This window comes from Labrenzia sp. THAF35 (genome assembly GCF_009363595.1).
In the GTDB taxonomy this organism is placed as follows: Bacteria; Pseudomonadota; Alphaproteobacteria; order Rhizobiales; family Stappiaceae; genus Roseibium; species Roseibium algicola.
The window spans coordinates 1825766-1849134 of sequence record NZ_CP045380.1 but is presented as its reverse complement, the minus strand read 5'-3'; the positions used below and the strand labels follow the sequence as shown (position 1 = coordinate 1849134).

Sequence of the window (23369 nt, the reverse complement as noted above, 5' to 3'; positions counted from 1 at the left end):
ATATACATAGATTTACATGAATATTCATTCACCGGATTCCAAAGTTCTTACAAATAGGATGTAAAGACCGAAACCACATCTGGGAAAATCCCACAAAATACGAGGAAACAGGCGCAAGCCGGCGTCACAGGATTCCCGCAGTCGCATTATGGTTCAGTGACTTCCGTCGAATTGAAGCAACCTGCGGCCAGATTTTTCAGAACACGGGATCCAACCAGCCTGTTTCTGAAAATAAGACGAGACCCAAACAAGGATCTGTCGGCCGATACGATTGTCTCGTGAGGACAAGGGCGCCCACAACCTGCCAAACCAACTCTACGTCAATTTGTAGCGTCAGAATTGGACAATCACCCGCCTCTTGCAAGGACTGCCGACGAGCCATCAATGCGGCACTTCCCGTCCGACAAACAGAAACCGGATCAGCAGCAGGGCAACAAGTTCGCCAGCATCAAAGCTGTCACTGCGACCTGTGCAGCCCATGGACTGGTGGCAGGGCCAACGATCGCACAGCTGTTTCTGAAGTCTCGTGACAGCTTGCTCAATTCAGAGGAAAGCATCAGAGAAGGGATAGCCCTATCGGGCGCACCTGAAGAAAGGAACCTGGGCCTGGAAAGTGGTGCCGCTGAAGGGACTCGAACCCCCGACCCCATCATTACGAATGACGTGCTCTACCATCTGAGCTACAGCGGCGTTCTCCGGCAGATGCCGGGCATCGCGCGATTTGGCGCGGACACTCAGGTCAAGCCCGAGTGCGCCGCTAATTACCGGAGCTTGGCGTCAGATGCAAGAGCCTAAAACCGGTTCTTTCAGGAAGATCACATCTTCCCTTTTCCGGAAGCCAGGCAAACACATGCTCGTCAGCACATTCCGACTATCGCCGCAGCAGCGCTTCAGTTGAAAAAGCGCGGGCGTGGCGTCTTGGCGGTCTCGTCCTCGTCGTCCTCATCCGGGCCCGGATCGTCCGGCATCCGCGACAGGGGAAATTCGATTGGCCGGTTGAGATCCTCTTTGGAACTGCCGGATTTTGTTTCGCCTGTCTTGGCCTCCCCGGCTTTGGCAGCCGATGGCTTTGTATCCGCCGATTTCGGAGTTTCCTCAACCTTGGCCTCAGATGTTGCCTCTGGCTTGGAAGGCGTCTCGGAACCGTTCCGGGTGTCGGTCTTGCCGGTCACACCAGCTTTCGCTGTCCCGGCGTCTTTGCCTGTCACCACGGCAGGTTTATCGTCTGCCCCGGCTTCGGCTTTTACCGCGCTTTCCTTGGCTGCCGTCTTCTCAACGGTCGCAGCCTTGTCCGAAGGTGCCTTGGTAGCCTCGGCGTCGGGCAGGTCCTTCAGCGCAGGGCTGTATTTGACATCGTCCGTCGTCCCTTCGTAGCCCTGCTTTTCCAGTGCTGCAGAGGCAGCGGAAGGTTCCGCGGCGGCTGACTTGGCGCTGCCGGATTTAGCGTCACCCGTCTCGGATCCCGCAGGCTTGGCAGTGGCAGGCCTGGTGACGGGTTCGGCTTCCAGCACCATCGCGTCGTCATCCACATCTGCAACCGGCCGAACCGGCTCGGCTGGAGTGGCGGACGGCAGGGCCGGCGCCTCGAACAGGCTGTCCTCAAGCAGAGGACCGTCCTCGTCGGACAGACTGCCCGGCGTTGCCCACTGGAACGCATCGAGCTTGCCGGTGACCGGTGATACCGGCTGCCATTCGGCGGAAATGATGCCGTCGGCCATCCAGACCTTGTCGAGCGGCGCACTGACGGCACGGGCCAGCCAGTCGCGTGTGCGGCCCCGGTCACCGTGTTCGGCTTCCTCCACTTCCGCCATCAGCAGAAACGCCTGACGGGTAGGTTCGGACTGCAGGACCTTTTTCAGCTGCTTGCGCGCTTCTTCGAACTCGCGCGCCTCCATGGCTGCGCGGGCGATAGCCAGCGCACCTTCGGGAGTGTTTGCCCGTTGTGCGGAAAGCGATTTCACCCGCTTCAAACGATCGACAGCCGAATCGCCGGTACGCACATGGGCATAGGTTTCAGCCAACTCCGGATGCGGAAACAAACGCCAGGTCGCTTCCAACACTTTGGAGGCCTTGCGGATGTCGCCCCGGCGCGTTGCCAGACGAGACGTCAGCACGGCGGCCGGTACAAGGTCGAGTGCCAGGCCATGAGCTTCCTTGGCCAGCGAATAGGCCCGTTCCGGCTCGCCGTCCTCCAGCTTTGTCGCAAGGGCCGTCAGGATGACGGCGCGCTGACGCCGATAGGTTTTCTTGTCCAGCATCTTTGCGGCGTAGTTGCGCTCCAGGGTCTTGAGCGCTTCGTCCCAATGGTGGGCAACCGCCTGGTAGCCGAGCACGGCCTTGCCGGCCCACTCCAGACCCGGCGATGTCTTGGCGGCTTCCTCCGCGTAGTGGCGTGCTGCCACCGGTTCCCTGTGCCGCTCGGCCTCGATGAAGAGACCGTGCAGACCAAGCGCCTTGGTGGCCGGATCTTCCAGCATCGCCTCGAAACGCTGACGCGCTTCGTCGTCCTTGCCGGCAAGCTGGGCCGTCTGTGCAAGCAACAGCTTTGCCGCGGGTTCATCATCCAGCAGCTTGTCGGCGTCCAGCGCGTAGCGGCGCGCCAGTTTGGCGTTGCCCGTGCCCAGAGCGATCAAGCCCTGTGACAGCGCATTGTAGCCCTTGTCTTTCCGGCGGCGCCGAAAGAAGCGGCTGGCAATCTGCGGTGATTTCAAGACGACGCGGATCACCCAGACAATCGCCAGGAAGATCGCCAGGAAAATGGCTGCGGCAAGGGCAACAATCGCAGGCGACTGCTCCCAGATATCCGTCCCGACCTGCTGGCCACCTTCATAAACCGGCCAGGAAATCTGGATCGTTCCCGGCAGGTCCGCCATCCAGGCAAAGCCCATGGCAACGGCAAACAACAGCGCGAAAAAGAACAGAACGCGGATCATTCAGTTCGCTCCCTGCGACGGCCGGCCCCTGCCGGCACATAGTTCCATTGACGGGCGGGCGAGTGGCCGGCCTGCATTCAGCTATCCTTCGCAGCAAGCGCGTTGAGCACTTCCTGCGAGGCCTTGTCCGTCAGGTCATCAACCTCGACCCGGGCTTCGGCGCGCGTTGCCCAGTCGGCAGCAGCAGCCTGTCCCTGTTCTGGCAGATCCTTGTAGGCGGCAAGTGCCGACTTGAGGTCTCCCTTCCGGACGGCGTTTTCCATGCGCTGCAGGGCAGCGGCCGGCCCGTCGCCTTCACCTGAGCCCGAACGACGAACGGTGAACAGCGACTGTGCACTGGTCATCAGGCTGTCGAGTACATCACCGGACCGGTCCGGTTCGGAAAACGTCTGGTAGACAGAGCGCGCAACCGGCGGGAACTGGGCGATCAGCACGGGCACCGGCTCGACACCGGTCTTGGCGTTGGCCTCCAGTGCAGACAGGTCGAGCCCGCCCGGAAGCCCCGCCTTGACGGCGGCCAGCTCGGTTTCATAAGGGCGGCCGGAATCGACGGCCGACTTCAGCGCGGAAACGGACAGAGCCCTTGCAGCAACTTCACGCGCTGTCGCATCGCCCATCGTTGCCTCAACCGCGGCAAGGCGCGTTGAAAGCGCGTCCAGTTCAGAGCGCAAACCTTCCAGCGCTGCCGTGTTGGCCGCGCCGACAGACTTGATGTCGGCAGCCAGCGAAGACAGGGTCTCGGTTGCCCGTGCCTGGCTGTCGGCAAGGGTCTTCAGGGAAACGTCCGACGTCGATACGGCTGTCTGCGCTGCTTTCGCGGTCGCTTCGGTATTGGAAAGTCTGGTTTCCACCTCGGAAAGGGTCGTCTTCAGGTCCGAAAGCTGGCCCTCGAGCCCGGTTACGGAACCGGAAAGCTTGTCGGCTTCGGAAGATGTCGACGTGGTGTCGGTTTCCAGCTTGGCCAGGCGGCTTTCAAGCGGCTGGAGATCGGCTGGGGTTCCTTCGCCGGTGCCGGCCCCTGCCGAAGCAACGGTGCTGCGCAGTCCTTCTACATCCTGCTTCAGGGCATCGACTGCGGCGCCCAGATCGGACGACGACGCATCCTGCAGTTTGGCTTCAAGCGCGCTGACCTTGCTTTCCAGAGCAGAAACAGCACCGGAGCTGCCCTGGCTGGAGACCGAAGACGTCACGTCGCCGAGTTTTTTCTCCAGATCAGAGATCTTGCGTTCGGCGGCACTGAGCGCGCTGGTGAGCTGCTGGTTCGGCTCGGGCGACAGTTTGACGAGCCCGGCCTGGTAAAGGCCGAAGCCGCCGCCAAGCACCAGGATACCGCCGATAACGGCCGCAATCAGAACGCCGAATGCCCCGACACCGCCGCGGTCTTCAGCGGCCGGCGGATTGGAAAAGCTGGTTGATCCCGCAGGACGGGAGCTGCTGCTTGTCGAGGAGGTTCCAGGCTGGCTGGTGGCAGACGTCGATGAGCCTGCCGGAGACGCCGGTTTGCCGGTCGCAGATGACGACCCGGTTGTGCTGGCTCCTGCGGGCTTTCCGGCTGTGGAAGACCCGGCAGTGGTAGACGACGAAGAAGAATAGCCTGATCCGGTCGAGGACGAGGTCGATGCAGACGAAGAGGGCGACGATGTGCTGCCCGAACTGCCGGTGCTGCTGGATGACGTTGTATTTCCGGCTGACGTTGAGCTGCCGGACGCAGTCGTGCTGCCGATACCGCCTGTCTTGGTTGCACCGGCAGTCGTGCCGCCAGACCCCGTCGTGGCGCTCGTCGTTGAGCTCGTACCAGAGGCTGGCTTCGTGTCTGTCGGCTTGGCACCGACCTTCTCTGCGGTCAGATCAATCGTTACCGGCCGCTTGCTGCTGCCGGAGGAAGACGCAGTGCTGCTGCCCGGCTTGTCCTTGCCGCCAGTGCCGCTGCCGCCCGATGAAGATGTCCCGCCCGGGGATTTCTTGTCCGTCGTCATCTCATCTCCTCCTGAACCCTGCCGGTCCCAAGACCTTCACTATACACACCTCTTTGCGAAGCGGTACCGCCGCAGCAAAGACTTTTGCGCGCTGCAAAAGAACGACTCCCCCGGATCTGGTTAACACTGTGTTAAAGCCAGATCCATCAAGGCGCTTTCGTTCGGCGCAGCTGCAATACGCACCTGGCTTACCTCAAATAGGGGCTCGGCCGACTGCCGCGAAAGGGCATAGACAGGCAACCTGGAAAAAATATGGTCAAGACCGTGCCTGCGAACCAGCGCCAGAAAAGCTTCGGCCGTGCGTTTGGAATAAATGAAGACACCATCAAAGGCATTCTGGCGAAGGCCGTCAACCACGGCAGAAGGCAGGCTTTCCGCCGGCTCCATGCGGTAAAGCACGACGGTGCGACAGGAAATGCCCCCTGCGGCGAGAAGTCCCTCCAGATCCCCCGCCCGATCCTCGGCAGCAGGATAAAGGACGGCCCCTGAGGACAATCCGCTCCGATTATCGAGAATCAGCTGAGCCAGCGCAGCAATATCCCCGCTGGCCGAAAGTATGTTTGAAAAGCCCGCTTCCCGGCAGGCGAGTGCGGTCGCGTCGCCCACCGTGAAAACCGGCAAGCTCCGCAAGGCATCGATCCGGCCCTGTGCCGACAGGACGGCGACCGACCGCCGGCTTGAAAACGCCAGCGCCGACACGCCCTCCGGCCCGAATTGTGCCGACCGCACCTCAACGGTTTTCAGAACGGGAGCTTCATCGGCAACATGCCCCAACGCCCGCAGTTTTTCAGCGGTTCGCCGGCAATCCGGCTGGGGGCGTGTCACCAGAAAGCGCATGACCTGGTCAGGCTCCTGCCAGAAAGTCCGGTCCCATCCGGGTTTTCAGATCGTCCCCGACAGACCGGCCGATCCGCGCGGCCTCTGCCGCAGGCCCACTGCCCGATGCCTCATGCGCGGCCGATCCGTCCGGCTTCAGCACAATCCCTCGGAAGTGCATCGTATCGCCTTCGAGTGTTGCTAGACCGCCGATGGGCGTGCGGCAAGACCCGTCCAGAACAGCAAGGAAGGCGCGCTCCGCATCAAGGCGGATCTGCGTTGCCGCGTCGTGAATCGCCGCCAGCATTTCAAGGGTAGCTTTGTCGTCCGCCCGGCTTTCGATGCAGATCGCACCTTGGCCGACAGCCGGCAGAAACTGGTCGGTTTCCAGAAGGCTGGTGATTTCCGCTTCCAGGCCCAACCGGCGCAGACCGGCAGCCGCCAGAAGTGTTGCGTCCACCTCTCCCTCTGCCAGCTTGCGCAGGCGTGTCTGCAGGTTGCCGCGGTACATCACCACTTCGATATCCGGGCGCAGCCGCTTGATCATTGCCTGGCGGCGCAGCGAACTGGACCCGACGACGGCGCCCTGCGGCAGATCGGTCAGGGTCTTTGCCTTGGGCGACAGGAACGCATCGCGCACATCTTCCCGCGGCAGGAAGGCCGTCAAAGCCAGACCATCCGGCAGGACCGTCGGCATGTCCTTGGACGAATGAACGGCAAGATCGATCCGTCCGTCCAGAAGCGCTTCCTCGATTTCCTTCGTGAACAGCCCCTTGCCACCGACTTCCGACAGCGGCCTGTCCTGGATCCTGTCGCCGGAGGTCTTGATGACCACGATCTCGAACGCGTCTTCGGCCAGATCATGGGCCGCCATCAGCCTGTCGCGGGTTTCGTGGGCCTGTGCCAGCGCCAGCGCGCTGCCCCTTGTTCCGATACGCAAAGGATTTGATTGCAAGGTTTACCGTCCAGATGCTACGCCCGGCAGAAATGACGGGCACCGATTTATGTCTTTTCGGATGTCCTAACACAGGCCACCGCACTTAGACCAATGACCTCAGTCAAAACAGATGACAATGCGACCAATCTGACGGTCCTGGGCATTGAAACCAGCTGCGACGAAACCGCAGCAGCGGTTGTGTGCGGCCCTGCGCACAAGAAGATCCTCTCCAATACGATCCGTTCGCAGATCGACGAGCATACAGAATTCGGTGGCGTGGTGCCGGAAATTGCCGCCCGTGCCCACATCGAGATCCTCGACCGGATCGTTGCCGAAGCCATGAACGAGGCCGGTTGCGGCTGGGACGATATCGACGCGATTGCCGCAACTGCCGGTCCCGGCCTCATCGGTGGTGTCATCGTCGGCTTCATGACCGCCAAGGCCATCTCGATGGCAGCGGGAAAGCCGATCGTCGGCGTCAATCACCTGGAAGGCCACGCCCTGACCGCGCGCCTGACCGACGATCTCGAGTTTCCGTTCCTCTTGCTGCTCGTCTCCGGCGGCCACAGCCAGTTCCTGCTGGTGCGCGGCGTCGGGGACTATGAACGTCTCGGCACGACCATCGACGATGCCATTGGCGAAGCTTTCGACAAGACAGCCAAACTGCTGGGCCTGCCCTATCCCGGCGGCCCGCATGTAGAAAAAATGGCTGCCAAGGGCGACGTCACCCGCTTCCGCCTGCCGCGTCCGCTTCTGGATCGCCCGGGCCTCGACATGTCCTTCGCCGGACTGAAGACGGCCCTTCGCACCCAGGCGAAAAAGCTTGAACCTGTCGATGAACAGACGATTGCCGACCTCTGCGCGGCGTTTCAGCGATCTGTGTCCGACGTTTTGGCAGCCCGCACCCGCTCCGCACTCGATCTCTTCCGGACACGTCACCCGGGTGTCAAACCGGCAATCGTTGTGGCTGGCGGTGTCGCGGCGAACCAGGAAATCCGCAACAGTCTTCTGGCTGCGGCAGAAGAGGCAGATGCCCGTTTCATCGCGCCGCCCATGCGCCTTTGCACCGACAATGCAGCAATGATCGCCTGGGCCGGTATCGAGCGGCTTCGAATTGGCCCCGTGGACGACATGAGCCTGTCACCCAGGCCTCGCTGGCCGCTGGATTCAGCCAATGCCGGTGTGCTCGGCGCGGGTAAAAAGGGCGCCAAGGTCTAGGATGTGGACCTGTAAATCATCGCTCAATTTCCCACCGACCCTTTTGCGCGACCAAAGACCCTGTTAGGAAACTTCAGCCTTCCAACAAGGACTGTTCTGAGAAATGCGCGTCTACCACAAGGCCTATGTCTACCTGACCTGCGGCACGGACCTTCTGGTCTTCGACGAACCGGACACGCCTCATCTGGGCCTGCAGGTTCCGGGTGGCACCATCGATCCGGGCGAAAGCTTTCTGCATGGCGCCATGCGGGAATTTGCCGAGGAAACCGGCCTCGAACTGGACGTGGCCTTTGATCATTTTTCCAGTCAGGATATCCCGTTCGAAACGATCCCTCCCGTCGGACAGTACCGGCCCGCACCCAACCGTCCACTGCTCGGCCGACACATCCGTCGCAACTACCATGTCCGCCTTGGTGCCCGGCCGAAGAGCGAGTGGGAACATTACGAAATGCATCCCAGCAGCGGCGGCGATCCGATTCGCTACCGTTTCTTCTGGGTTGACCTCTTTGGCGAACGGGCAAGCGACGAGGAAAACTTCTTCGCAGCCTTCGGCGCGCCCCTCGATGCCCTGCGCAAACGTGTGACACGCCTCGCCAACGCGGCATAAACAACAGTTCTTTCAAGGACCTGCCCGTGCTGATCTACCAAAAGGCCTATGTCTACCTGACCTGTGGAACAGAGCTTCTCGTGTTTGTGGAACCCGATTTCCCGAACGCCGGCCTCCAGGTTCCCGGAGGCACGGTCGACCCCGGCGAAAGCTATCTGCAGGCTGCCAGGAGAGAATTTGCCGAGGAGACCGGACTTTCGTTGGATATCGCGCTCGAATCGTTCGCCGACCAGGACCATATCTTCAAAGATGTTCCCCGTTGTCTCGACGGCTTGCATCGCCGGCGGCATTTTCACGGCCGAATTCGTGAAAAGCCCGCGACAGAATGGGAACATTTCGAAATGTCACCGAACGCAGGCGGTCCCCCGATAAGGTTCCGCCTGTTCTGGATTGACCTGTTCACCATGGATGCGCCGACCGAGGCCCGCTTTTTTGAAGGGTTTGGAGCGCAACTTGAAACATTACGGACGCGCGTGGAAAGGCAGAGCAATGGGCGCCATTAGGTCTATCGGCGTCGTTGGCGGCGGCGCCTGGGGCACGGCCCTGGCCCTGACCGCAGCCCGTGCCGGACGGGAAGTGCGCCTTTGGGCGCGTGATCCCGGCACGGTCTCCGATATCAGGTCCCGTCGGCAGAACCCGAGGTATCTGCCGGGAATCACCTTTGACGAGGAACTGGAAGCGACATCTTCGCTGGAAGAGGTTGCCGACGCCGATGCCATCTTGCTGGTGACACCCGCCCAGACAACCCGTGCGATGCTGGCTGCCCTCAAACAGACGGGCAAGGTACGCGGCCCCGTCGTGCTGTGCGCCAAGGGCATCGAACAATCCTCCGGCAAGCTCTTGTCGAAGGTCATGAGCGAGGAACTGCCCGGCGTCGAACCCGGCGTCCTGTCCGGCCCGAGCTTTGCCGACGACGTCGCCAAGGGCCTGCCGACTGCCGTCACCGTTGCCGCCAATTCGGCCAAGACCGCGCTCAGCCTGTGCGAAGCGATGCAATCGCCCTGTTTCCGGCCCTATGCCTCGATCGACATTCTCGGTGCCCAGATCGGCGGCGCCCTCAAGAACGTGCTCGCGATCGCCTGCGGGGCCGTGGTCGGCCGCAAGCTCGGCGCCAGTGCCCAGGCAGCGCTGACCGCCCGCGGCTTTGCCGAACTGTCTCGCCTCGGCACTGCCATGGGCGCACAGGGTGAAACCCTGACAGGCCTTTCCGGTCTGGGAGACCTTGTGCTCACCTGTTCGTCCAGCCAGTCGCGCAACTTTTCCTTCGGGCTGCGGCTCGGGGAAGGCTTCATGGCTTCCGAGCTGATTTCGGCAGGCGGCAAGCTCGCGGAAGGCGCCTATTCCGCCCGCGTCGCAGTCAAGCTGGCCCGCAAATACGATGTCGAAGTGCCTATCTGCGAGACCGTCGCCAGAATGATCGACGAGGACCTGACCATCGACGACGCCCTCAACACCCTGATGGCACGCCCGCTGAAATCGGAAACGGCAGGGCTTTAAGCCTCTCGCAAGGAAACCGGCGTTTGGCATAGGAACAATCCGGCACCTGGTTCTCTTTCCGCTTGTGATAGGGGATTGGCATATGAGCGATATCCTCATCCCCTCGGCGTCACCCCGGACAAGCGAAGCGCAGATCCGGGGCCCACTCGCAGCGCCGCTTGCCGAAGCAGACAAGGTACCCTGAAGAGGCACAACCCATTCCAGCTCCCTGGAAACGAGTAGCCCCCGGGTCTCGCGTTGCTCGCCCGGGGTGACACTTGTGCTTGCTGCCTGTCTTTAGTCCAAAGTCAGTTGCCCTGCCACGAAGGGGAGAACAGCTCCCCCACCCCCTCATCCTGAGGAGCCGGGCAACGCCAGGCGTCTCGAAGGATGGGCCGCTTGCACAGGGTGTGATGCACCTCTCCTTTCTTTCCCCCATTGAGTTTCCCCCGCCCCGGCCCTAGGTTCGACGCAGATTCGACCAACCCGGGGAATTCTTCATGCTTTATGCCCTGATCTGCACCGACAAGCCCGGTGCCCTGCAGACGCGCCTCGACAACCGCGCCGCCCATCTCGACTTCCTGAAAGGCCTCGGCGACAGCCTCAAGGCAGCCGGTCCGTTCCTTGACGACGACGGCAACATGACCGGCTCGCTGGTTGTGATCGAAGCCTCCAACCGCGACGAGATCCTGGCGATCTCCCAGGAAGATCCCTACGCCCGTGCCGGTTTGTTCGAAAGCGTCGAGATCCGCCCCTGGAACTGGGCAATCAAGAATCCGGAGGCAAACTGAGTGCAGTACTGGCTGATCAAGTCCGAGCCCGACAAATGGTCCTGGGAACAGCAGAAGGCCCGTGGCGACAAGGGTGAGCAGTGGGACGGTATCCGGAACTACCAGGCACGCAACAACATGCGGGCCATGGAAATCGGCGACAAGGCGTTCTTCTACCATTCCAACATCGGCAAGGAAGTCGTCGGCATCGTTGAAGTCTGCAGCGACATCCATCCGGACACCACTATCGATGATCCCCGCTGGGAATGCGTGGACTTCAAGGCCGTCCGTGACATGCCCAAGCCGGTGACCCTGGCCGACGTCAAGGCCGAACCGCGCCTTGCCAAGATGTCGCTGGTCACTTCCATGCGCCTGTCGGTTCAGCCGGTCACGGAAGAGGAATGGAAAATCGTCTGTGAAATGGGCGGCCTGAAAGAGCCTGCCTAACGTCCTCTCCTGAGAGATCCGCCCTGAATGGCCCTTATCAAGGATCCGGCAGCCTTCATCCGGAAGGAGACCAAGGTCAAACCTGTGCCGCATGCGGAGGAAATCCTTCTGCATGTGGCCGACGAGGCCATGGATCTGTGGCAAAAGACCGAAGACGAACTGGGCGAGCTAGGCCTGCCGCCGCCATTCTGGGCCTTTGCCTGGGCAGGCGGCCAGGGACTTGCCCGCTACGTGCTCGACACGCCGGAACTGGTCGCGGGAAAACGCGTTGTCGACTTTGCCTGCGGCTCCGGTCTGGTCGGTATAGCCGCCATGAAGGCCGGCGCAGCGTCCTGCCACGCGGTCGACATCGACCCCTACGCCCTGACCGCAACACGCCTCAACGCTGCGCTCAACGAGGTGGAGATCACCACCGAGACCGCGGACATCACCACCGGAGAACCGCCGCAAGCGGACCTTGTCTTCTGTGGTGACGTTTTCTACGACAAGCCCATGGCCGACAAGGTGCTGGCATTTCTCGACAGGTTGCTGACGAACAACATCGAGGTCTATGTCGGCGACCCTGGCCGGTCCTATCTGCCCTCGTCACGCCTGATTGAACTGGCGGCCTACAGCGTTCCGGTGGTCGGTGCGCTGGAAGACAACGAGATCAAACGCACGCGCGTTTTCCGTTTGCAGGAAAAATCATCCGGAGAATGACCTGGAGGCGGATCAGTCTTGCAGACCATCGCCGTGCACATAACTTTTTCCGCAATCCCACTTCCTCTTTTTGCAGCTTGCGATAGGTTAGCCGTTCAAGCTTAAAGCGCTTTCCTGTTCCCATGTGTTTCTAGGAGTCCTTCATGCCCATCGTTAATCGCCTCGCGGATCTGGCCGACGAGATCACCGCCTGGCGCCGCGACATTCACGAAAATCCCGAAATTCTCTACGAAACGGTGCGGACTGCCGAGAAGGTGTCCGAGCTGCTGCAGAGCTTCGGTGTCGATGAAATCGCAACGGGCGTCGGCAAGACGGGCGTCGTCGGCGTGATCAAGGGCCGCAATGGCGGTGCCGGCAAGACCATCGGCCTGCGCGCCGACATGGACGCGCTGCCGATCGAGGAAATCACCGGCAAGGACTATGCCTCCAAGATCCCGGGCAAGATGCACGCCTGCGGCCATGACGGCCACACCGCCATGTTGCTGGGCGCTGCAAAATACCTCGCGGAGACCCGCAACTTCGACGGCACGGTCGTCGTCATCTTCCAGCCGGCCGAAGAAGGTGGCGCTGGCGCGAAGGCGATGATCGACGATGGTCTTCTGACACGCTGGCCGATCGAGGAAGTCTACGGCATGCACAACTTCCCGGGCATGCCGGTGGGCGAATTCGCCATCCGCAAGGGCCCGATCATGGCCGCGACCGACGAATTCCGCATCACCATCACCGGCCGGGGCGGCCATGCCGCCAAGCCGCATGAGACCATCGACCCGATCGTGATCGGCTCGCAACTGGTGTCCGCGCTGCAGACCATCGCCAGCCGCAATGCCAATCCGCTCGATTCGGTTGTTGTGTCGGTGACCGTTTTCCAGGGTGGCAACGCCTTCAACGTCATTCCGCAGGAAGTGCTGCTGCGCGGCACTGTGCGCACGCTCAGCCCGGAAATGCGGGATCTCGCCCAGGCACGGATGGAATCCATCGTCAGCTCTGTTGGCGATGCGTTCGGTGCAAAGGCAGTTCTGCAGTTCACGCGCGGGTATCCGGTCACGGCGAACCACGACGAACAGACGGATTTCGCGGCAGCCGTCGCCGAAGGCATTGCCGGGGTCGGCAAGGTCAATCGCGAGATCGAGCCGATGATGGGCGGTGAGGATTTCTCCTACATGCTGGAAGAACGCCCGGGCGCGTTCATCTTCGCCGGCAACGGCGACAGCGCGGGCCTGCACCATCCGGCCTATGACTTCAACGACGACCTGATCCCGGTCGGCTGTTCCTACTGGGTGAAACTGGTCGAAACGGCCCTGCCCGCGGCGGCCTGACCGCCTGTGAAATCCGTCATCGTCATCCCGGCTCGCACGATGCCGACCCAGGATGACGGGCCGGGATGACGGCGGGAAGGTTTTGGATTAAGAGTGACGCCGGTTCCGACCGGCGTTTTCATTTGGATTTTCAAATATGGCTCTTTCCCCGTTCAAGCTTCCCTTTCTGGCAGCCTATGTCGTGGTCGGGGCCATTGTCGGTGTGCTGGTGATCCACCCGCTGAACCTTGTGGTGGTCTGGTGGGAACTGGCACGTTTTTCGGAAACGGCTCCGAACCTCCTTGAATTTCTGACAGCGCGCCTTTGGCTGGTGCTGCTTCCCCGGCATCTGGATGTTGCGGTTGCCTATACCGGTCTCGGCGCAGTTGTCGGCCTCGCCTTCGGCATCTTCACCCGCAACTACATGCGAACGTCCGAAGCCTACCGGTCACTGCGCGAAGAGCAGACCGCGCTCATTCCCGATCTTCTGAAACAGGGCGAAAACCGGCGCGTGGAGTTCAAGTCGTCGCTGCGCTGGGACCTGAAGGAAAACCGGACCAACCGGTCCCTGGAAAAGGTCATCGCCAAGACCCTTGCCGGCTTCTTCAATGCCGATGGCGGCCATCTTCTGATCGGTGTTGATGACAACGGCACACCGCTTGGTCTCGACAAGGACCTGGCAACGCTGAAAAGCCCGGACCTCGATTCGTTCGAGCGCACCGTCAACGACATCGTTTCCAAGACACTCGGCGGAGATCTCTGTCCTTACATCCACACGGTCTTTTCCAGGGTGGACGGCAAGGACGTGGCGATGGTCATCGTCAGCCCGGCACCCCGCGCCGTCTATCTGGAAGAAAACAAGGCCTCGGTCTTCTATCTGCGCAGCGGCAATTCCACCCGCGCACTGGATGTCCGCGAAGCGGTCAACTACGCCAACAAGAGATGGTCGTGACATGTCGGGCATCGCCGGCTTCTTCTTTCCCGATCAGCTGCACCTTGCTGCATCGCTGACACTGATCGTCACGAGTTTCTTCACCTCGGCCCTGACGGCGGCCGTCGGCCTTGGCGGCGGGGTCGCGCTGATCGCGATCATGGCAACCGTCATGCCCGCCAGTGCCCTGGTGCCGGTCCACGGTGTCGTTCAGCTCGGATCGAACGCCGGGCGTGCGCTTGTACAACTGAAACATGTCGACTGGCTGATTGCGCTTTGGTTCGCAGTCGGGGCGGCAATTGGCGCGGCCGTCGGCGGCGCCATCGCGGTGGAATTGCCACCGGCGGTTCTGAAGGCGGGCATCGGCCTGTTCGTGCTGTGGGTCGTCTGGGGCAAGGCACCGCATTTCGGCAAGGCGCCGAAACGGGTCATGGCAGCAGCGGGTTTTGCCTCCACGTTCCTGTCCATGTTCTTCGGTGCGGCCGGCCCCATCGGCGGTGCCGTTTTGTCGACCCTCGGCCTGCCGCGCCACGGGTTCGTCGCCAACCAGGCAATCACCGCGCTGATCATGCACGTCTTCAAGATCATTGCGTTCGGCGCGCTCGGCTTTGCCTTTGCGCCCTGGCTGGGACTGATTGTTCTGATGATCGCCAGCGGCTTTCTCGGCACACTCGCCGGCAGCCGCCTGCTCGGCCGAATGGACGAGAAGAGCTTCAAGACCGGCTTCAGATGGGTGATGACCGCGCTGGCGCTGAACCTCCTGTTCCAGGCAGTGCGGGGCTGGCTCGGCTGATCCTTGCAGGAGCTGTCCTGATACCGGCTTCAATCCCGCTGCTCTCCGGGCCTTTCAGCCGTTCTTGACCTTTCCCCACGGCTTGCTTGAGTTCTTCGCAACTGGCTTCATCTTGAAAGACAACGGCCGACGCGCTAACCCATCGCCATCAGATTTCTCAAAATGCGGGATGGAACATCCATGGCTTCACAAAACCTTCTGCTTCTGCCGGGTGACGGCATTGGCCCGGAAATCATGCAGGAAGTGAAAAAGGTCATTGCCTGGTTCAATGAAAAGGGCGGCATGTCCTTTGAAACCGACGAAGGCCTGGTGGGTGGTTCCGCCTATGACGCGCATGGCCAGTCGATCTCCGAAGAAGACATGGCCAAGGCCATGGCTGCCGACGCGGTCATCTTCGGCGCCGTCGGCGGGCCCAAGTGGGACGACGTTCCCTACGAAGTTCGCCCGGAAGCCGGCCTTTTGCGTCTGCGCAAGGACATGCAGCTGTTCGCCAACCTGCGCCCGGCCATCTGCTACCCGGCGCTTGCCGATGCATCCTCGCTGAAGAAGGACGTGATCGAAGGTCTCGACATCCTGATCGTGCGCGAGCTGACCGGCGGCGTCTACTTCGGCGAACCGAAGGAAATCATCGACCTCGGCAACGGCCAGAAACGCGGTATCGACACGCAGGTCTACGACACCTACGAGATCGAGCGCATTTCCGGCGTCGCCTTTGAGCTGGCGCGCACGCGCGGCAACAAGGTCACGTCCATGGAAAAGCGGAACGTGATGAAGTCCGGCGTACTGTGGAACGAAGTCGTTACCCAGACGCACAAGAACGGCTATGAGGATGTTCAGCTGGAGCACATGCTGGCTGACGCCGGCGGCATGCAGCTTGTGCGCTGGCCCAAGCAGTTCGACGTCATCGTGACGGACAACCTCTTCGGCGACATGCTGTCCGACGTTGCCGCCATGCTGACCGGTTCGCTCGGCATGCTCCCGTCCGCATCGCTCGGTGCACCGGATGGTGTTACCGGCAAGCGCAAGGCGCTGTATGAGCCCGTCCACGGCTCGGCTCCGGACATTGCCGGCACGGGTGCGGCCAACCCGATCGCCATGATTGCCAGCTTCGGCATGGCGCTGCGTTACTCCTTCGAGGAAGTTGCAGCCGCCGACAAACTGGACAAGGCCATCGCCAACGCTCTCGACAAGGGCTTGCGGACGAAAGATATCGCAGCGCCTGGCCAGGCCACCGTTTCCACCGTGGAAATGGGCGACGCCATCATTGCCGAACTGGACGCCTTGAGCGCCTGATAGGCAATCGCCATTTGCAAGCAGAGCCGTCACCGGTTATCCCGGTGGCGGCTTTCCCTTTTCAAGATACCGCTGGTCCCATGATCGAAGACAAACTCGCCCCTTTTCTCGGCACCTGGATCCTCGACACGGAGGAAAGCGACTTCGAACAAGGCGAACCGCCACGCAGCGCCACGCTCAAGATTGACGAGAACTTTGGCGTTGCCGTCTTCACGATGAACCAGGTGGCATCCGACGGCGAAGTCACCAACGACACTTTCGAGGCAATGCCGGACGGTCCGGAAGTGCGTCTTGGCAAAAGCGGTTTGGTCGACGCCATGCGTCTCGTGTTCCAGGGAGATCGCAACCTCATTTCGGAAGCCCGCCGCGGAGGGCTGACGATCATGAAAGCCGACCGGGAACTGTCTGACGACGGCAGAACGCTGACCGTGACGCAAACCGTCCACCTGGTGGACGTTGCAAGCTACACGAACGTATCCGTCTACCGGCGCGCGCAGTAGGAAACGGCCTGCCATGAAACAGATGATTGGAGCGATCGCCCTCATCGTGCCCGAGTATGACCAGGGTATCGACTTTTATGTCGGCAAGCTTGGCTTCGACCTGGTCGAAGACACTCACCTTGGCGACGGCAAGCGCTGGGTACTGGTCGCGCCCAAGGGCAGCTCCGAGACACATCTCCTGCTGGCGCAAGCCGACGGTGACGATCAGCACGCCGCCATCGGCAACCAGACCGGCGGCCGTGTGTTCCTGTTCCTGCACACCGACAACTTCGATCGCGATCATCAGGCGATGCTCACGGCCGGCGTCACCTTTCTGGAGACACCACGCCATGAGGCTTATGGCAAGGTTGCCGTCTTCCAGGACCCCTTCGGCAACAAGTGGGATCTGATCCAGAGGTTCTGAGGTCTATATTTCCACCGCGGCAAAGATACCGGCCACCCATTCGACAAAGACACGAACGCGTGGTGAAAGTTGGCGGTTCTGGGGGTAGAACGCAGCCAGTGGCAACGAGGTCGGTGGAAATTCCGGCAGGATCTGCACCAACGCACCGCTTTCCAGATCTTCGGCAAGCCGGTACCGAGGTGCCTGGATCAGCCCGAATCCAAGACACCCGAGTTGGTGTACCGTTTCTGCATCGTTGGCGACGATCCGGCTGGGCAGCATTATTTCGCGCACGCCTGCGGACGTCCGAAAGTCAAGCGGCATGACGGCACTCGTCCGTGACGACAGAAAGCCGACCATCAGGTGCCCTTCCAGATCCTCAAGATTTGTCGGCGTACCGTGCGTGGCCAGATAGTTCGGGCTGGCACAGGTGATCTCCGCGATCTCCGTCAACTTTCGCATTATCATACCACTGTCGTCCGGCACGCCGGCACGGAGCACGCAGTCAACTCCCTCCCGCACCAGATCCACCAAGCGCTCTCCCTGGCCGAGCTGCAGGTCGATCTTCGGATAACGCGCCATGAAGTCCGGCAGGTGCGGCAACAGGAAAGTGCGGGTCAGCCGTCCCGGCACATCGACCCGCAACTGTCCGGCAGGCTCGTGCCCGCGCAGCGCGCCCTCGGCTTCTTCCACTTCCGCCAGGATCGACACACATCGCCGGTAATAGGCTTCACCATCCGGGGTCGGCGTCACATGGCGTGTGGTTCGCTCCAGCAACCGGCAGGCGAGATCACGCTCAAGACGCTGGATCACATCCGTGGCGGTGGACCGTGGCAAGTTCAGATCTGCCGCGGCAGCAGTGAAGCTGCCTCGTTCGACCACCCGGACAAAGAGCTGCATTGCGTCGAACTTGCCGTACATTTGCTCCTGTTAGCCGAATTATCTTTTCATTTAAAGCATCATTATCCGGAGTTTCCGCCTCGCTATGTTCAGGATCAACGAGAAGGAGACTTAGATGACACCAGATCTCGATACCGCCATCGTCACCGGCGCCAGCAAAGGCATAGGCGCAGCCATAGCCCGCAGGCTGTCACATGACGGGTTTCAGGTGGTGGTCAATTACGGCAAGGATGAAGCTGCGGCTCTCGCTCTTGTCCGAAGCCTGGAAGACCAGGGCGGCAAGGCAATCGCGATCCAGGGAGACGTTGCCGAAACAGCGACCCACGAGCGTCTCTTCGAAGCTGCAGAAAAGGCCTTTGGCCCGGTGGGTGTACTCGTCAACAATGCCGGCACCATGCGCAATGCCGCCATTGCCGAAGCAAGCGACGAAGATTTCGACAGACAATGCGCGGTCAATCTCGGTGGTGTTTTTCGCGCCATGCGGCTCGCGTCGAGCCGGCTCGCGGACGGTGGCCGCATCATCTCCATTTCCTCCAGTGTGGTCGGCCTCTATCAGCCCCACTACGGCCTCTACGCCGCGACCAAGGCCGCCGTTGAAGCCATGACCCGGGTTCTGGCGAAGGAGCTTGGCCCGCGTGGCATCCGGGTCAACGCGATCGCCCCCGGACCGGTCGAGACCGACTTTTTCCTTGCCGGCAAGCCGGCGGAGCTTGTGGAAACGATCCGGAAATCAAACCCGCTCGGCCGTCTCGGCACCCCCGAGGACATCGCTGCAACCATTGCCTTTCTGGCCGGTCCAGACGGGGACTGGATGAATGGCCAGGTTCTGCGTGCCAACGGCGGCATCATCTAGACACGGACACCAAAACCCCAAGGAGAACCGTAATGCCCTTTGCAAATTACAAACTGCCCGAAGCTGCGTTGAGCACAGCGCAAAAGGAAGAGCTGATCCACAAGACCACCGACCTGCTCGTTTCCTTTTTCGGTGAGATCGTGCGCCCCAACACCATGGTTCTGGTGGAAGAGGTCAAGGACGGCGGCTATGGCCGCGCCGACGAAGTCTTCACGATACCGCCCGAGTATCGCGCCGGGGACTGATCAGAAGCAACGTCACCTGCCCGGCTGGAACCAGCCGGGCACTTTCCGTCATCTGGCCCGCAGTCTCAGATAACCTGCAACGTGATCAACGCGACAGCGACATAGCGTGCTGTCTTTGCAATTGCGACCAGCAGGGTGAAGCTCCAGAAGGGCTCCTTGAGCACACCTGCCGCCAATGTCAGGGGATCGCCGATAATCGGCACCCAGCTGAGCAGCAGGCTCCATCGTCCGTAGCGGTGATACCAGCCCGTTGCCTTGGCGAGCTTGTCAGGCTTGACCGGAAACCAGGAAGCGGTCGACCAGGCGGTTGCGGCCCTGCCGAGACCCCAGTTGACCATTGATCCGAGCGTGTTGCCAAGGCTTGCCGCCGCAACCAGCAGAACGACGGGTTCCGTTCCAAGCGCAATCAGGCCGGAAAGACCAAGTTCGGATTGGGCGGGCAGCAGGGTGGCAGCCAGAAAGGAGACGCCGAACAGGCCCAGCAAGCTGGCACTCATCGGGAACTGCCGGTCTGGGCTTTCTGCATGGCTGAAATGGCTCTGTGCATGAAATCCAGGAACTGCGCCTTTTCCTGTTCCGAAAACCCCTCCAGCGCCTCTCCGTTCTGGGCAATCGCAGACGCGATGGCTTCCTTTTCCAAAACCTTGGCCTTGTCGGTCAGGAATATTTCCTGAACCCGGCCGTCTTCTTCACTCGCCCGGCGGGTGATCAAGCCGTCCCGCTCCATCCGGGCCAGGGTGTTTGCCAGCGTTGCCTGTTCGATATCAAGCAACTGCACGAGTTCCTTTTGCGTGCGTCCTTCCTTTGCCCAAAGGGCGACCAGTGCCGGAAATTGGCCCGGTGAAAGGCCTAGCGGCCGGATGCGGCGATGGAGACCGGCGGCAAACAGCCGTGCCATGTGGTTTGCCAGATACCCGGCGGAGGAATCTTTTTCGAAGGTCATCCCTTGCATATACGATAGATAGCACCCTATATAAATAAACATAGCTTGCTATATAATTAGGAGTTCGAAATGACATCACTCTGGACACGTCGTGCCATTCAACTGGCAGCACTTTCCTTCCTGACCGCCAACCTAGGAGTCTCCGCCATGGCGAGTGAAATCAACACCAACGCCCCGGTAACGCTGATCAATTCCTTCGAAGTTCCCGAAGACCGTCTTGCCGACGCAGTTCGCAGTTGGGAACAGGCGCGCGACTTCCTGAAAGAGCAGCCCGGCTACATCACCACGCGCCTGCACCAGTCCCTGTCTCCGCAGGCAAAGTTCCAGTTGGTCAACATCGCGCTTTGGGAAAGTCCAGATGCGTATCAGGCCGCCATTCAGAAGCTTGGCAAAAGCGGCATCGTCGCCGAATTCAAGGGCATCAGCTTTCATGCCGCACTCTACACCGTCATTCGGGAGGATGAATGATGGCGGCCTTGCCCGTAACCGGAAACAGGCTGCTGCACTGGACGATTGCCGCTCTAACCATCAGCGCGCTGGCTACCGGCTATGCCCTGACGAACAACGAACCGTTTTCGCCCAACCTTCTGAGGACCCATCTGGGACTTGGCTTGTCTGCGGGCCTGCTCGCTCTTGTCCGCACAATCTTTTGGCTGGCAAAGGGGGCCCCTCAACCGGTCTTCGCCGTTCATTCCGGGTTGCAGCAAGCTATCGGCAAGGGCGTCCACGCCGCCTTGCGCCTCGTACCGCTTCTGCTCCTGGTCAGCGGTATCGGCATGATCGTCATATCCGGTAGCCTGGAAAAGATTGCGAATGGAACATTGCCGGGACTTGCGGCTTTCGCCGGATTGCCACCGGCAGGCCTGCACCATGCCGCAGCGCTTTTGCTTGCAGCACTTATCGGACTGCACAGTTTTGCCGCCCTGCGGCACTGGCAAAGACGAAGTTTCACGGCTTGAAAATGGCAATGCAGAAAAGGAAAGGCCCGGCTGCATAAAGCGGCCGGACCTTCGCTCAGGTCTTGGGAAGACCTTTGTCTGAAGTGCCTTAGTTCAGGCGGCTTGCCGGGCCGAGGTCGATCAGTCGGGTTTCACCCGGTGCATCATCGACACCGTCATTGTCGGTGACCAGGATCAGGCGGCCATCGGCCGTGATCGTCAGGCCTTCCGGCTTGTCGAGAACCCAGCCCTTGCCTTCGGCCAGAGCCGGCAGGATATCCATGGCGTAACGCTTCTGAACCACCGGGAGCTCAGATCCGTAGGCAGCCGGGGTCACACCTTCCAGGGAGATCGTGGTGATCTGCTTGATGGCTGCGTCTTCACCACCTTTGTTGTCGCGCTCCAGAATGGCGAATTTGCCGTCGCCCATGGAGACGATTTCCGACAGGCCGACCCAGCCGCCGGCTGCGCTCTTCGGCTTGTCGAGCGGATAGTGAACGAAGCCCCAGGACTTGTCGGCCGGGTTGTATATGGCCAGCTTCACCATGCCCTTCGGGTCGTCTTTCCACTCACGCTGAACGGCGACGGCCACCAGCGTCTTGCCGTCCATTTCGAACTCGGCAACGCCTTCAAAGGAGAAACGCGCGGACTGGGCGTTCAGCTCTTCCGGAAGCGTGATTTCTTCCTGAACCTGACCGTCGGTGCCGACTTTCAGCAGCAGGTGCTGCAGTTCCTTGTCCGGATTGCCTTCGGAAGCCAGCCAGAAGCCGCCATCCTTGGCAACGGAGATGCCTTCCAGGTCCAGTTTTGCCTGCTTGCCACCCTGAACGGTTGCATAGGCAACGATTTTTGCCGGTTTGGAAGAGATGTCCAGCGTGTAGATGCGGGCGTCATCATAGAAGCTGTCGCTGACGGCGTAGAGCTTGTTGCCGTCTTCCGGGTCTGCAGCCAGTGCGGACAGGGCGCCCCAGCCGATCGGCGCGCCTTTTTCCGGGTCGGTTTCGGACACGACCATCGGGTAGGACGGAGCTTCCGCACCGAACTTGTAGAGGGAGACCTGCGCGCGAACGTTGTCTTCCGCACTGTCGACCTCGTTGGCAACCACAAACAGGTCACGGCTCGGGATCGCAAGTGAGCCTTCCGGACCGACGTGTGTCGGCAGGAACTGGACGAATTCCGGCTCGGCGCCGGTGTCCTTGTAGACAGCGACGAAGTTGCCGCGTTCGGAATTGACGAAGATCAGCTTTTCACCGCCGAATTCACCAACCGTCACACCTTCCGGCTCGGTGCCCTTCTTGGACGCGCGCTTGGCCGGATAGTGGCCGTTGGCCATGCCAAGGTGTTCCATCTGGTTGCCGCTGTCGAACAGGACCTCGCCCTTGGTGTTCCAGATGGTGAAGCCGCGCGAACCGCCTTCGTAGTCGCCTTCGTTGGCGGTCACGAAACGCTCGTCGTCGATCCAGGCAACCGCATCCGGCTCACGCTTGACGTTTTCGGTCGAACCGGAGGCATCGCTCATGCGCGCCTTGGAAACCGGAATATTTTCAGCCGAAGCCGTACCGGCGGAGAAATGGCTGACAACTTCACCGGAGGCCAGATCGACCACGGCGATATGGTTGTTTTCCTGCAGCGTGACGACAACCTGGTTCTGGGAGTTGATCGAAACGAACTCCGGTTCCGGATCGGTCGGCGCGACTTCTGCAAGACCCGTCAGGTCGACAATGCGGACCGCGTCGCAGTTGGTCGGCGTGCCGGTTTCGTCCAGATCGAAGATCGCGAGATGGCCGGCCGGCATCTGCGGGATCACGCCGTCGTTCAGATCTTCATCGCGCTCGTTCTCGATGGCGATTGCAACGAATTTGCCGTCCGGAGAGATGGCAACGCTGTCCGGCTGACCCTTGGCGTCGCACTTCGCGGTGATACCAAGACCGTCGAGAGCGATCACGGCCAGATGGCCGGACGCATTGACGTAGTCTTCGGACGTGTTGACGCCGGCATAGGCGAATGTTTCGCCGACGGCGACCGAAGTCGGCTCACCACCAAGCGCGGTGCGGCCCATCGGCTGCAGGTTCAGCGGGTTTGCCGCATTGACGAAAACAATGGCTTCGCCCGGGCTGTCGGTGAAGACGAACGTGCGGCCGTCCTTCGTGGCGTAGATGATTTCGGCAACGGTTTCGGTGGCCTGATCCACGCCTTCCGGCAGGGTCTTGTAGACCGGGAATGTGTTGATACGCTCGAAATACTCTGCCTGTGCTGCCGACACGGCGCCAAGGCCGAACAGGACTGAAAGGCTGACACCTTTTAAAAAGCGCCCACGAAGGTCCGCCATTGCACTCGCTCCCACAAAATATCGGGTTGATGGTGCGCGCAAGCTAGTGGCCCTGATTACAATATCGGTGACAGTTGCATGAAGCTTT

Annotated in this window: 25 protein-coding genes and 1 tRNA gene; 17 read left to right on the top strand and 9 right to left on the bottom strand. The window is 61.0% G+C overall.

Going from position 1 to position 23369, the window contains the following annotated elements; translation table 11 throughout:
• Positions 1-614 precede the first annotated feature (614 nt).
• From FIU93_RS08580 to hemC, 5 genes are all read right to left on the bottom strand, one after another.
• Positions 615-690 (bottom strand) — tRNA-Thr (locus tag FIU93_RS08580).
• A gap of 200 nt (positions 691-890) precedes the next feature.
• Positions 891-2933 (bottom strand): heme biosynthesis HemY N-terminal domain-containing protein, encoded by a 2043-nt coding sequence (locus FIU93_RS08575; protein WP_152505357.1) that lies wholly within the window; start codon positions 2931-2933, stop codon positions 891-893.
• Between the two features lie 77 nt (positions 2934-3010).
• Positions 3011-4909 carry a hypothetical protein gene (locus tag FIU93_RS08570; protein ID WP_209010315.1) on the bottom strand — a complete coding sequence of 633 codons (1899 nt, stop codon included), beginning with the start codon at positions 4907-4909 and terminating at the stop codon, positions 3011-3013.
• A gap of 120 nt (positions 4910-5029) precedes the next feature.
• The gene (locus FIU93_RS08565) at positions 5030-5746 is read right to left on the bottom strand and encodes a uroporphyrinogen-III synthase (protein ID WP_152505356.1); all 717 of its coding nucleotides are present in this window, start codon (positions 5744-5746) and stop codon (positions 5030-5032) included.
• 7 nt (positions 5747-5753) lie between these two features.
• Positions 5754-6680: a hydroxymethylbilane synthase gene (gene hemC, locus FIU93_RS08560; protein WP_152505355.1), complete on the bottom strand. Its 927-nt coding sequence runs from the start codon at positions 6678-6680 to the stop codon at positions 5754-5756.
• Between the two features lie 93 nt (positions 6681-6773).
• Here hemC and tsaD point away from each other — a divergent pair, with 93 nt between their 5' ends.
• The 13 genes from tsaD to FIU93_RS08495 all read left to right on the top strand — a co-directional run bounded on the left by tsaD (position 6774) and on the right by FIU93_RS08495 (position 17094).
• The gene (gene tsaD, locus FIU93_RS08555) at positions 6774-7880 is read left to right on the top strand and encodes a tRNA (adenosine(37)-N6)-threonylcarbamoyltransferase complex transferase subunit TsaD (RefSeq protein WP_152505354.1); all 1107 of its coding nucleotides are present in this window, start codon (positions 6774-6776) and stop codon (positions 7878-7880) included.
• Positions 7881-7983: 103 nt separating this feature from the next.
• Complete coding sequence (locus FIU93_RS08550) at positions 7984-8487, top strand: NUDIX domain-containing protein (RefSeq protein ID WP_075283377.1); 504 nt, start codon at positions 7984-7986, stop codon at positions 8485-8487.
• 26 nt (positions 8488-8513) lie between these two features.
• Positions 8514-8990 carry an NUDIX domain-containing protein gene (locus FIU93_RS08545; RefSeq protein WP_055659702.1) on the top strand — a complete coding sequence of 159 codons (477 nt, stop codon included), beginning with the start codon at positions 8514-8516 and terminating at the stop codon, positions 8988-8990.
• Positions 8977-9984 (top strand): NAD(P)H-dependent glycerol-3-phosphate dehydrogenase, encoded by a 1008-nt coding sequence (locus tag FIU93_RS08540; protein ID WP_023002899.1) that lies wholly within the window; start codon positions 8977-8979, stop codon positions 9982-9984. Before FIU93_RS08545 ends, FIU93_RS08540 begins: the two co-directional genes overlap by 14 nt.
• Positions 9985-10463: 479 nt before the next feature.
• On the top strand, positions 10464-10754 hold the full coding sequence (locus tag FIU93_RS08535) for a YciI-like protein (protein WP_055659704.1): 291 nt from the start codon (positions 10464-10466) through the stop codon (positions 10752-10754).
• Entirely contained in the window at positions 10755-11180 is a 426-nt protein-coding gene (locus FIU93_RS08530; RefSeq protein WP_023002897.1) for an EVE domain-containing protein, read from the top strand.
• A 27-nt stretch (positions 11181-11207) separates the two neighbouring features.
• Positions 11208-11879 carry a methyltransferase gene (locus FIU93_RS08525; RefSeq protein WP_152505353.1) on the top strand — a complete coding sequence of 224 codons (672 nt, stop codon included), beginning with the start codon at positions 11208-11210 and terminating at the stop codon, positions 11877-11879.
• A 143-nt stretch (positions 11880-12022) separates the two neighbouring features.
• Entirely contained in the window at positions 12023-13195 is a 1173-nt protein-coding gene (locus FIU93_RS08520; RefSeq protein ID WP_055659708.1) for a M20 aminoacylase family protein, read from the top strand.
• A 136-nt stretch (positions 13196-13331) separates the two neighbouring features.
• Complete coding sequence (locus FIU93_RS08515; protein ID WP_023002894.1) at positions 13332-14126, top strand: ATP-binding protein; 795 nt, start codon at positions 13332-13334, stop codon at positions 14124-14126.
• A gap of 1 nt (position 14127) precedes the next feature.
• The gene (locus FIU93_RS08510; RefSeq protein WP_152505352.1) at positions 14128-14898 is read left to right on the top strand and encodes a sulfite exporter TauE/SafE family protein; all 771 of its coding nucleotides are present in this window, start codon (positions 14128-14130) and stop codon (positions 14896-14898) included.
• A gap of 180 nt (positions 14899-15078) precedes the next feature.
• On the top strand, positions 15079-16191 hold the full coding sequence (leuB, locus tag FIU93_RS08505; RefSeq protein WP_062486691.1) for a 3-isopropylmalate dehydrogenase: 1113 nt from the start codon (positions 15079-15081) through the stop codon (positions 16189-16191).
• Positions 16192-16271: 80 nt separating this feature from the next.
• Entirely contained in the window at positions 16272-16691 is a 420-nt protein-coding gene (locus FIU93_RS08500; RefSeq protein WP_023002891.1) for a hypothetical protein, read from the top strand.
• Between the two features lie 13 nt (positions 16692-16704).
• The gene (locus FIU93_RS08495) at positions 16705-17094 is read left to right on the top strand and encodes a VOC family protein (RefSeq protein WP_152505351.1); all 390 of its coding nucleotides are present in this window, start codon (positions 16705-16707) and stop codon (positions 17092-17094) included.
• Positions 17095-17097: 3 nt separating this feature from the next.
• Here FIU93_RS08495 and FIU93_RS08490 read toward each other — a convergent pair whose 3' ends face one another.
• Entirely contained in the window at positions 17098-17994 is an 897-nt protein-coding gene (locus tag FIU93_RS08490) for a LysR family transcriptional regulator (protein ID WP_152505350.1), read from the bottom strand.
• A gap of 94 nt (positions 17995-18088) precedes the next feature.
• On the opposite strand from FIU93_RS08490, the gene FIU93_RS08485 reads away from it, so the two are divergent.
• Entirely contained in the window at positions 18089-18826 is a 738-nt protein-coding gene (locus FIU93_RS08485) for an SDR family oxidoreductase (protein WP_152505349.1), read from the top strand.
• A 32-nt stretch (positions 18827-18858) separates the two neighbouring features.
• The gene (locus FIU93_RS08480; RefSeq protein WP_075283965.1) at positions 18859-19071 is read left to right on the top strand and encodes a 4-oxalocrotonate tautomerase family protein; all 213 of its coding nucleotides are present in this window, start codon (positions 18859-18861) and stop codon (positions 19069-19071) included.
• 65 nt (positions 19072-19136) lie between these two features.
• Here the strand turns inward: FIU93_RS08480 and FIU93_RS08475 are convergent, their stop codons facing one another.
• Both FIU93_RS08475 and FIU93_RS08470 read right to left on the bottom strand, forming a co-directional pair.
• A complete protein-coding gene (locus FIU93_RS08475) occupies positions 19137-19568 on the bottom strand; it encodes a YqaA family protein (protein WP_152505348.1) in 432 nt (143 codons plus the stop codon).
• Positions 19565-20014 carry a MarR family transcriptional regulator gene (locus FIU93_RS08470; protein ID WP_023002888.1) on the bottom strand — a complete coding sequence of 150 codons (450 nt, stop codon included), beginning with the start codon at positions 20012-20014 and terminating at the stop codon, positions 19565-19567. The genes FIU93_RS08475 and FIU93_RS08470 overlap by 4 nt, the downstream gene beginning before the upstream one ends.
• Positions 20015-20083: 69 nt before the next feature.
• Here FIU93_RS08470 and FIU93_RS08465 point away from each other — a divergent pair, with 69 nt between their 5' ends.
• Together FIU93_RS08465 and FIU93_RS08460 are read left to right on the top strand one after the other, a co-directional pair.
• Complete coding sequence (locus FIU93_RS08465; RefSeq protein WP_152505347.1) at positions 20084-20482, top strand: antibiotic biosynthesis monooxygenase family protein; 399 nt, start codon at positions 20084-20086, stop codon at positions 20480-20482.
• Entirely contained in the window at positions 20479-20973 is a 495-nt protein-coding gene (locus FIU93_RS08460) for a cytochrome b/b6 domain-containing protein (protein WP_152505346.1), read from the top strand. The genes FIU93_RS08465 and FIU93_RS08460 overlap by 4 nt, the downstream gene beginning before the upstream one ends.
• 88 nt (positions 20974-21061) lie before the next feature.
• Here FIU93_RS08460 and FIU93_RS08455 read toward each other — a convergent pair whose 3' ends face one another.
• Positions 21062-23281 (bottom strand): esterase-like activity of phytase family protein, encoded by a 2220-nt coding sequence (locus tag FIU93_RS08455; RefSeq protein WP_152505345.1) that lies wholly within the window; start codon positions 23279-23281, stop codon positions 21062-21064.
• Between the last annotated feature and the right edge of the window lie 88 nt (positions 23282-23369).

What these genes read in the sequence shown, in the direction of transcription:
- FIU93_RS08455 (WP_152505345.1), bottom strand. Translation starts at nt 23,281, where the DNA reads ATGGCGGACCTTCGTGGGCGCTTTTTAAAAGGTGTCAGCCTTTCAGTC.
- FIU93_RS08570 (WP_209010315.1), bottom strand. Translation starts at nt 4,909, where the DNA reads ATGACGACGGACAAGAAATCCCCGGGCGGGACATCTTCATCGGGCGGC.
- FIU93_RS08490 (WP_152505350.1), bottom strand. Translation starts at nt 17,994, where the DNA reads ATGTACGGCAAGTTCGACGCAATGCAGCTCTTTGTCCGGGTGGTCGAA.
- FIU93_RS08550 (WP_075283377.1), top strand. Translation starts at nt 7,984, where the DNA reads ATGCGCGTCTACCACAAGGCCTATGTCTACCTGACCTGCGGCACGGAC.
- FIU93_RS08565 (WP_152505356.1), bottom strand. Translation starts at nt 5,746, where the DNA reads ATGCGCTTTCTGGTGACACGCCCCCAGCCGGATTGCCGGCGAACCGCT.
- FIU93_RS08485 (WP_152505349.1), top strand. Translation starts at nt 18,089, where the DNA reads ATGACACCAGATCTCGATACCGCCATCGTCACCGGCGCCAGCAAAGGC.
- FIU93_RS08535 (WP_055659704.1), top strand. Translation starts at nt 10,464, where the DNA reads ATGCTTTATGCCCTGATCTGCACCGACAAGCCCGGTGCCCTGCAGACG.
- FIU93_RS08500 (WP_023002891.1), top strand. Translation starts at nt 16,272, where the DNA reads ATGATCGAAGACAAACTCGCCCCTTTTCTCGGCACCTGGATCCTCGAC.
- FIU93_RS08575 (WP_152505357.1), bottom strand. Translation starts at nt 2,933, where the DNA reads ATGATCCGCGTTCTGTTCTTTTTCGCGCTGTTGTTTGCCGTTGCCATG.
- FIU93_RS08520 (WP_055659708.1), top strand. Translation starts at nt 12,023, where the DNA reads ATGCCCATCGTTAATCGCCTCGCGGATCTGGCCGACGAGATCACCGCC.
- FIU93_RS08525 (WP_152505353.1), top strand. Translation starts at nt 11,208, where the DNA reads ATGGCCCTTATCAAGGATCCGGCAGCCTTCATCCGGAAGGAGACCAAG.
- FIU93_RS08540 (WP_023002899.1), top strand. Translation starts at nt 8,977, where the DNA reads ATGGGCGCCATTAGGTCTATCGGCGTCGTTGGCGGCGGCGCCTGGGGC.
- tsaD (WP_152505354.1), top strand. Translation starts at nt 6,774, where the DNA reads ATGACCTCAGTCAAAACAGATGACAATGCGACCAATCTGACGGTCCTG.
- FIU93_RS08510 (WP_152505352.1), top strand. Translation starts at nt 14,128, where the DNA reads ATGTCGGGCATCGCCGGCTTCTTCTTTCCCGATCAGCTGCACCTTGCT.
- FIU93_RS08475 (WP_152505348.1), bottom strand. Translation starts at nt 19,568, where the DNA reads ATGAGTGCCAGCTTGCTGGGCCTGTTCGGCGTCTCCTTTCTGGCTGCC.
- FIU93_RS08460 (WP_152505346.1), top strand. Translation starts at nt 20,479, where the DNA reads ATGATGGCGGCCTTGCCCGTAACCGGAAACAGGCTGCTGCACTGGACG.
- FIU93_RS08470 (WP_023002888.1), bottom strand. Translation starts at nt 20,014, where the DNA reads ATGACCTTCGAAAAAGATTCCTCCGCCGGGTATCTGGCAAACCACATG.
- FIU93_RS08480 (WP_075283965.1), top strand. Translation starts at nt 18,859, where the DNA reads ATGCCCTTTGCAAATTACAAACTGCCCGAAGCTGCGTTGAGCACAGCG.
- FIU93_RS08465 (WP_152505347.1), top strand. Translation starts at nt 20,084, where the DNA reads ATGACATCACTCTGGACACGTCGTGCCATTCAACTGGCAGCACTTTCC.
- FIU93_RS08515 (WP_023002894.1), top strand. Translation starts at nt 13,332, where the DNA reads ATGGCTCTTTCCCCGTTCAAGCTTCCCTTTCTGGCAGCCTATGTCGTG.
- leuB (WP_062486691.1), top strand. Translation starts at nt 15,079, where the DNA reads ATGGCTTCACAAAACCTTCTGCTTCTGCCGGGTGACGGCATTGGCCCG.
- FIU93_RS08495 (WP_152505351.1), top strand. Translation starts at nt 16,705, where the DNA reads ATGAAACAGATGATTGGAGCGATCGCCCTCATCGTGCCCGAGTATGAC.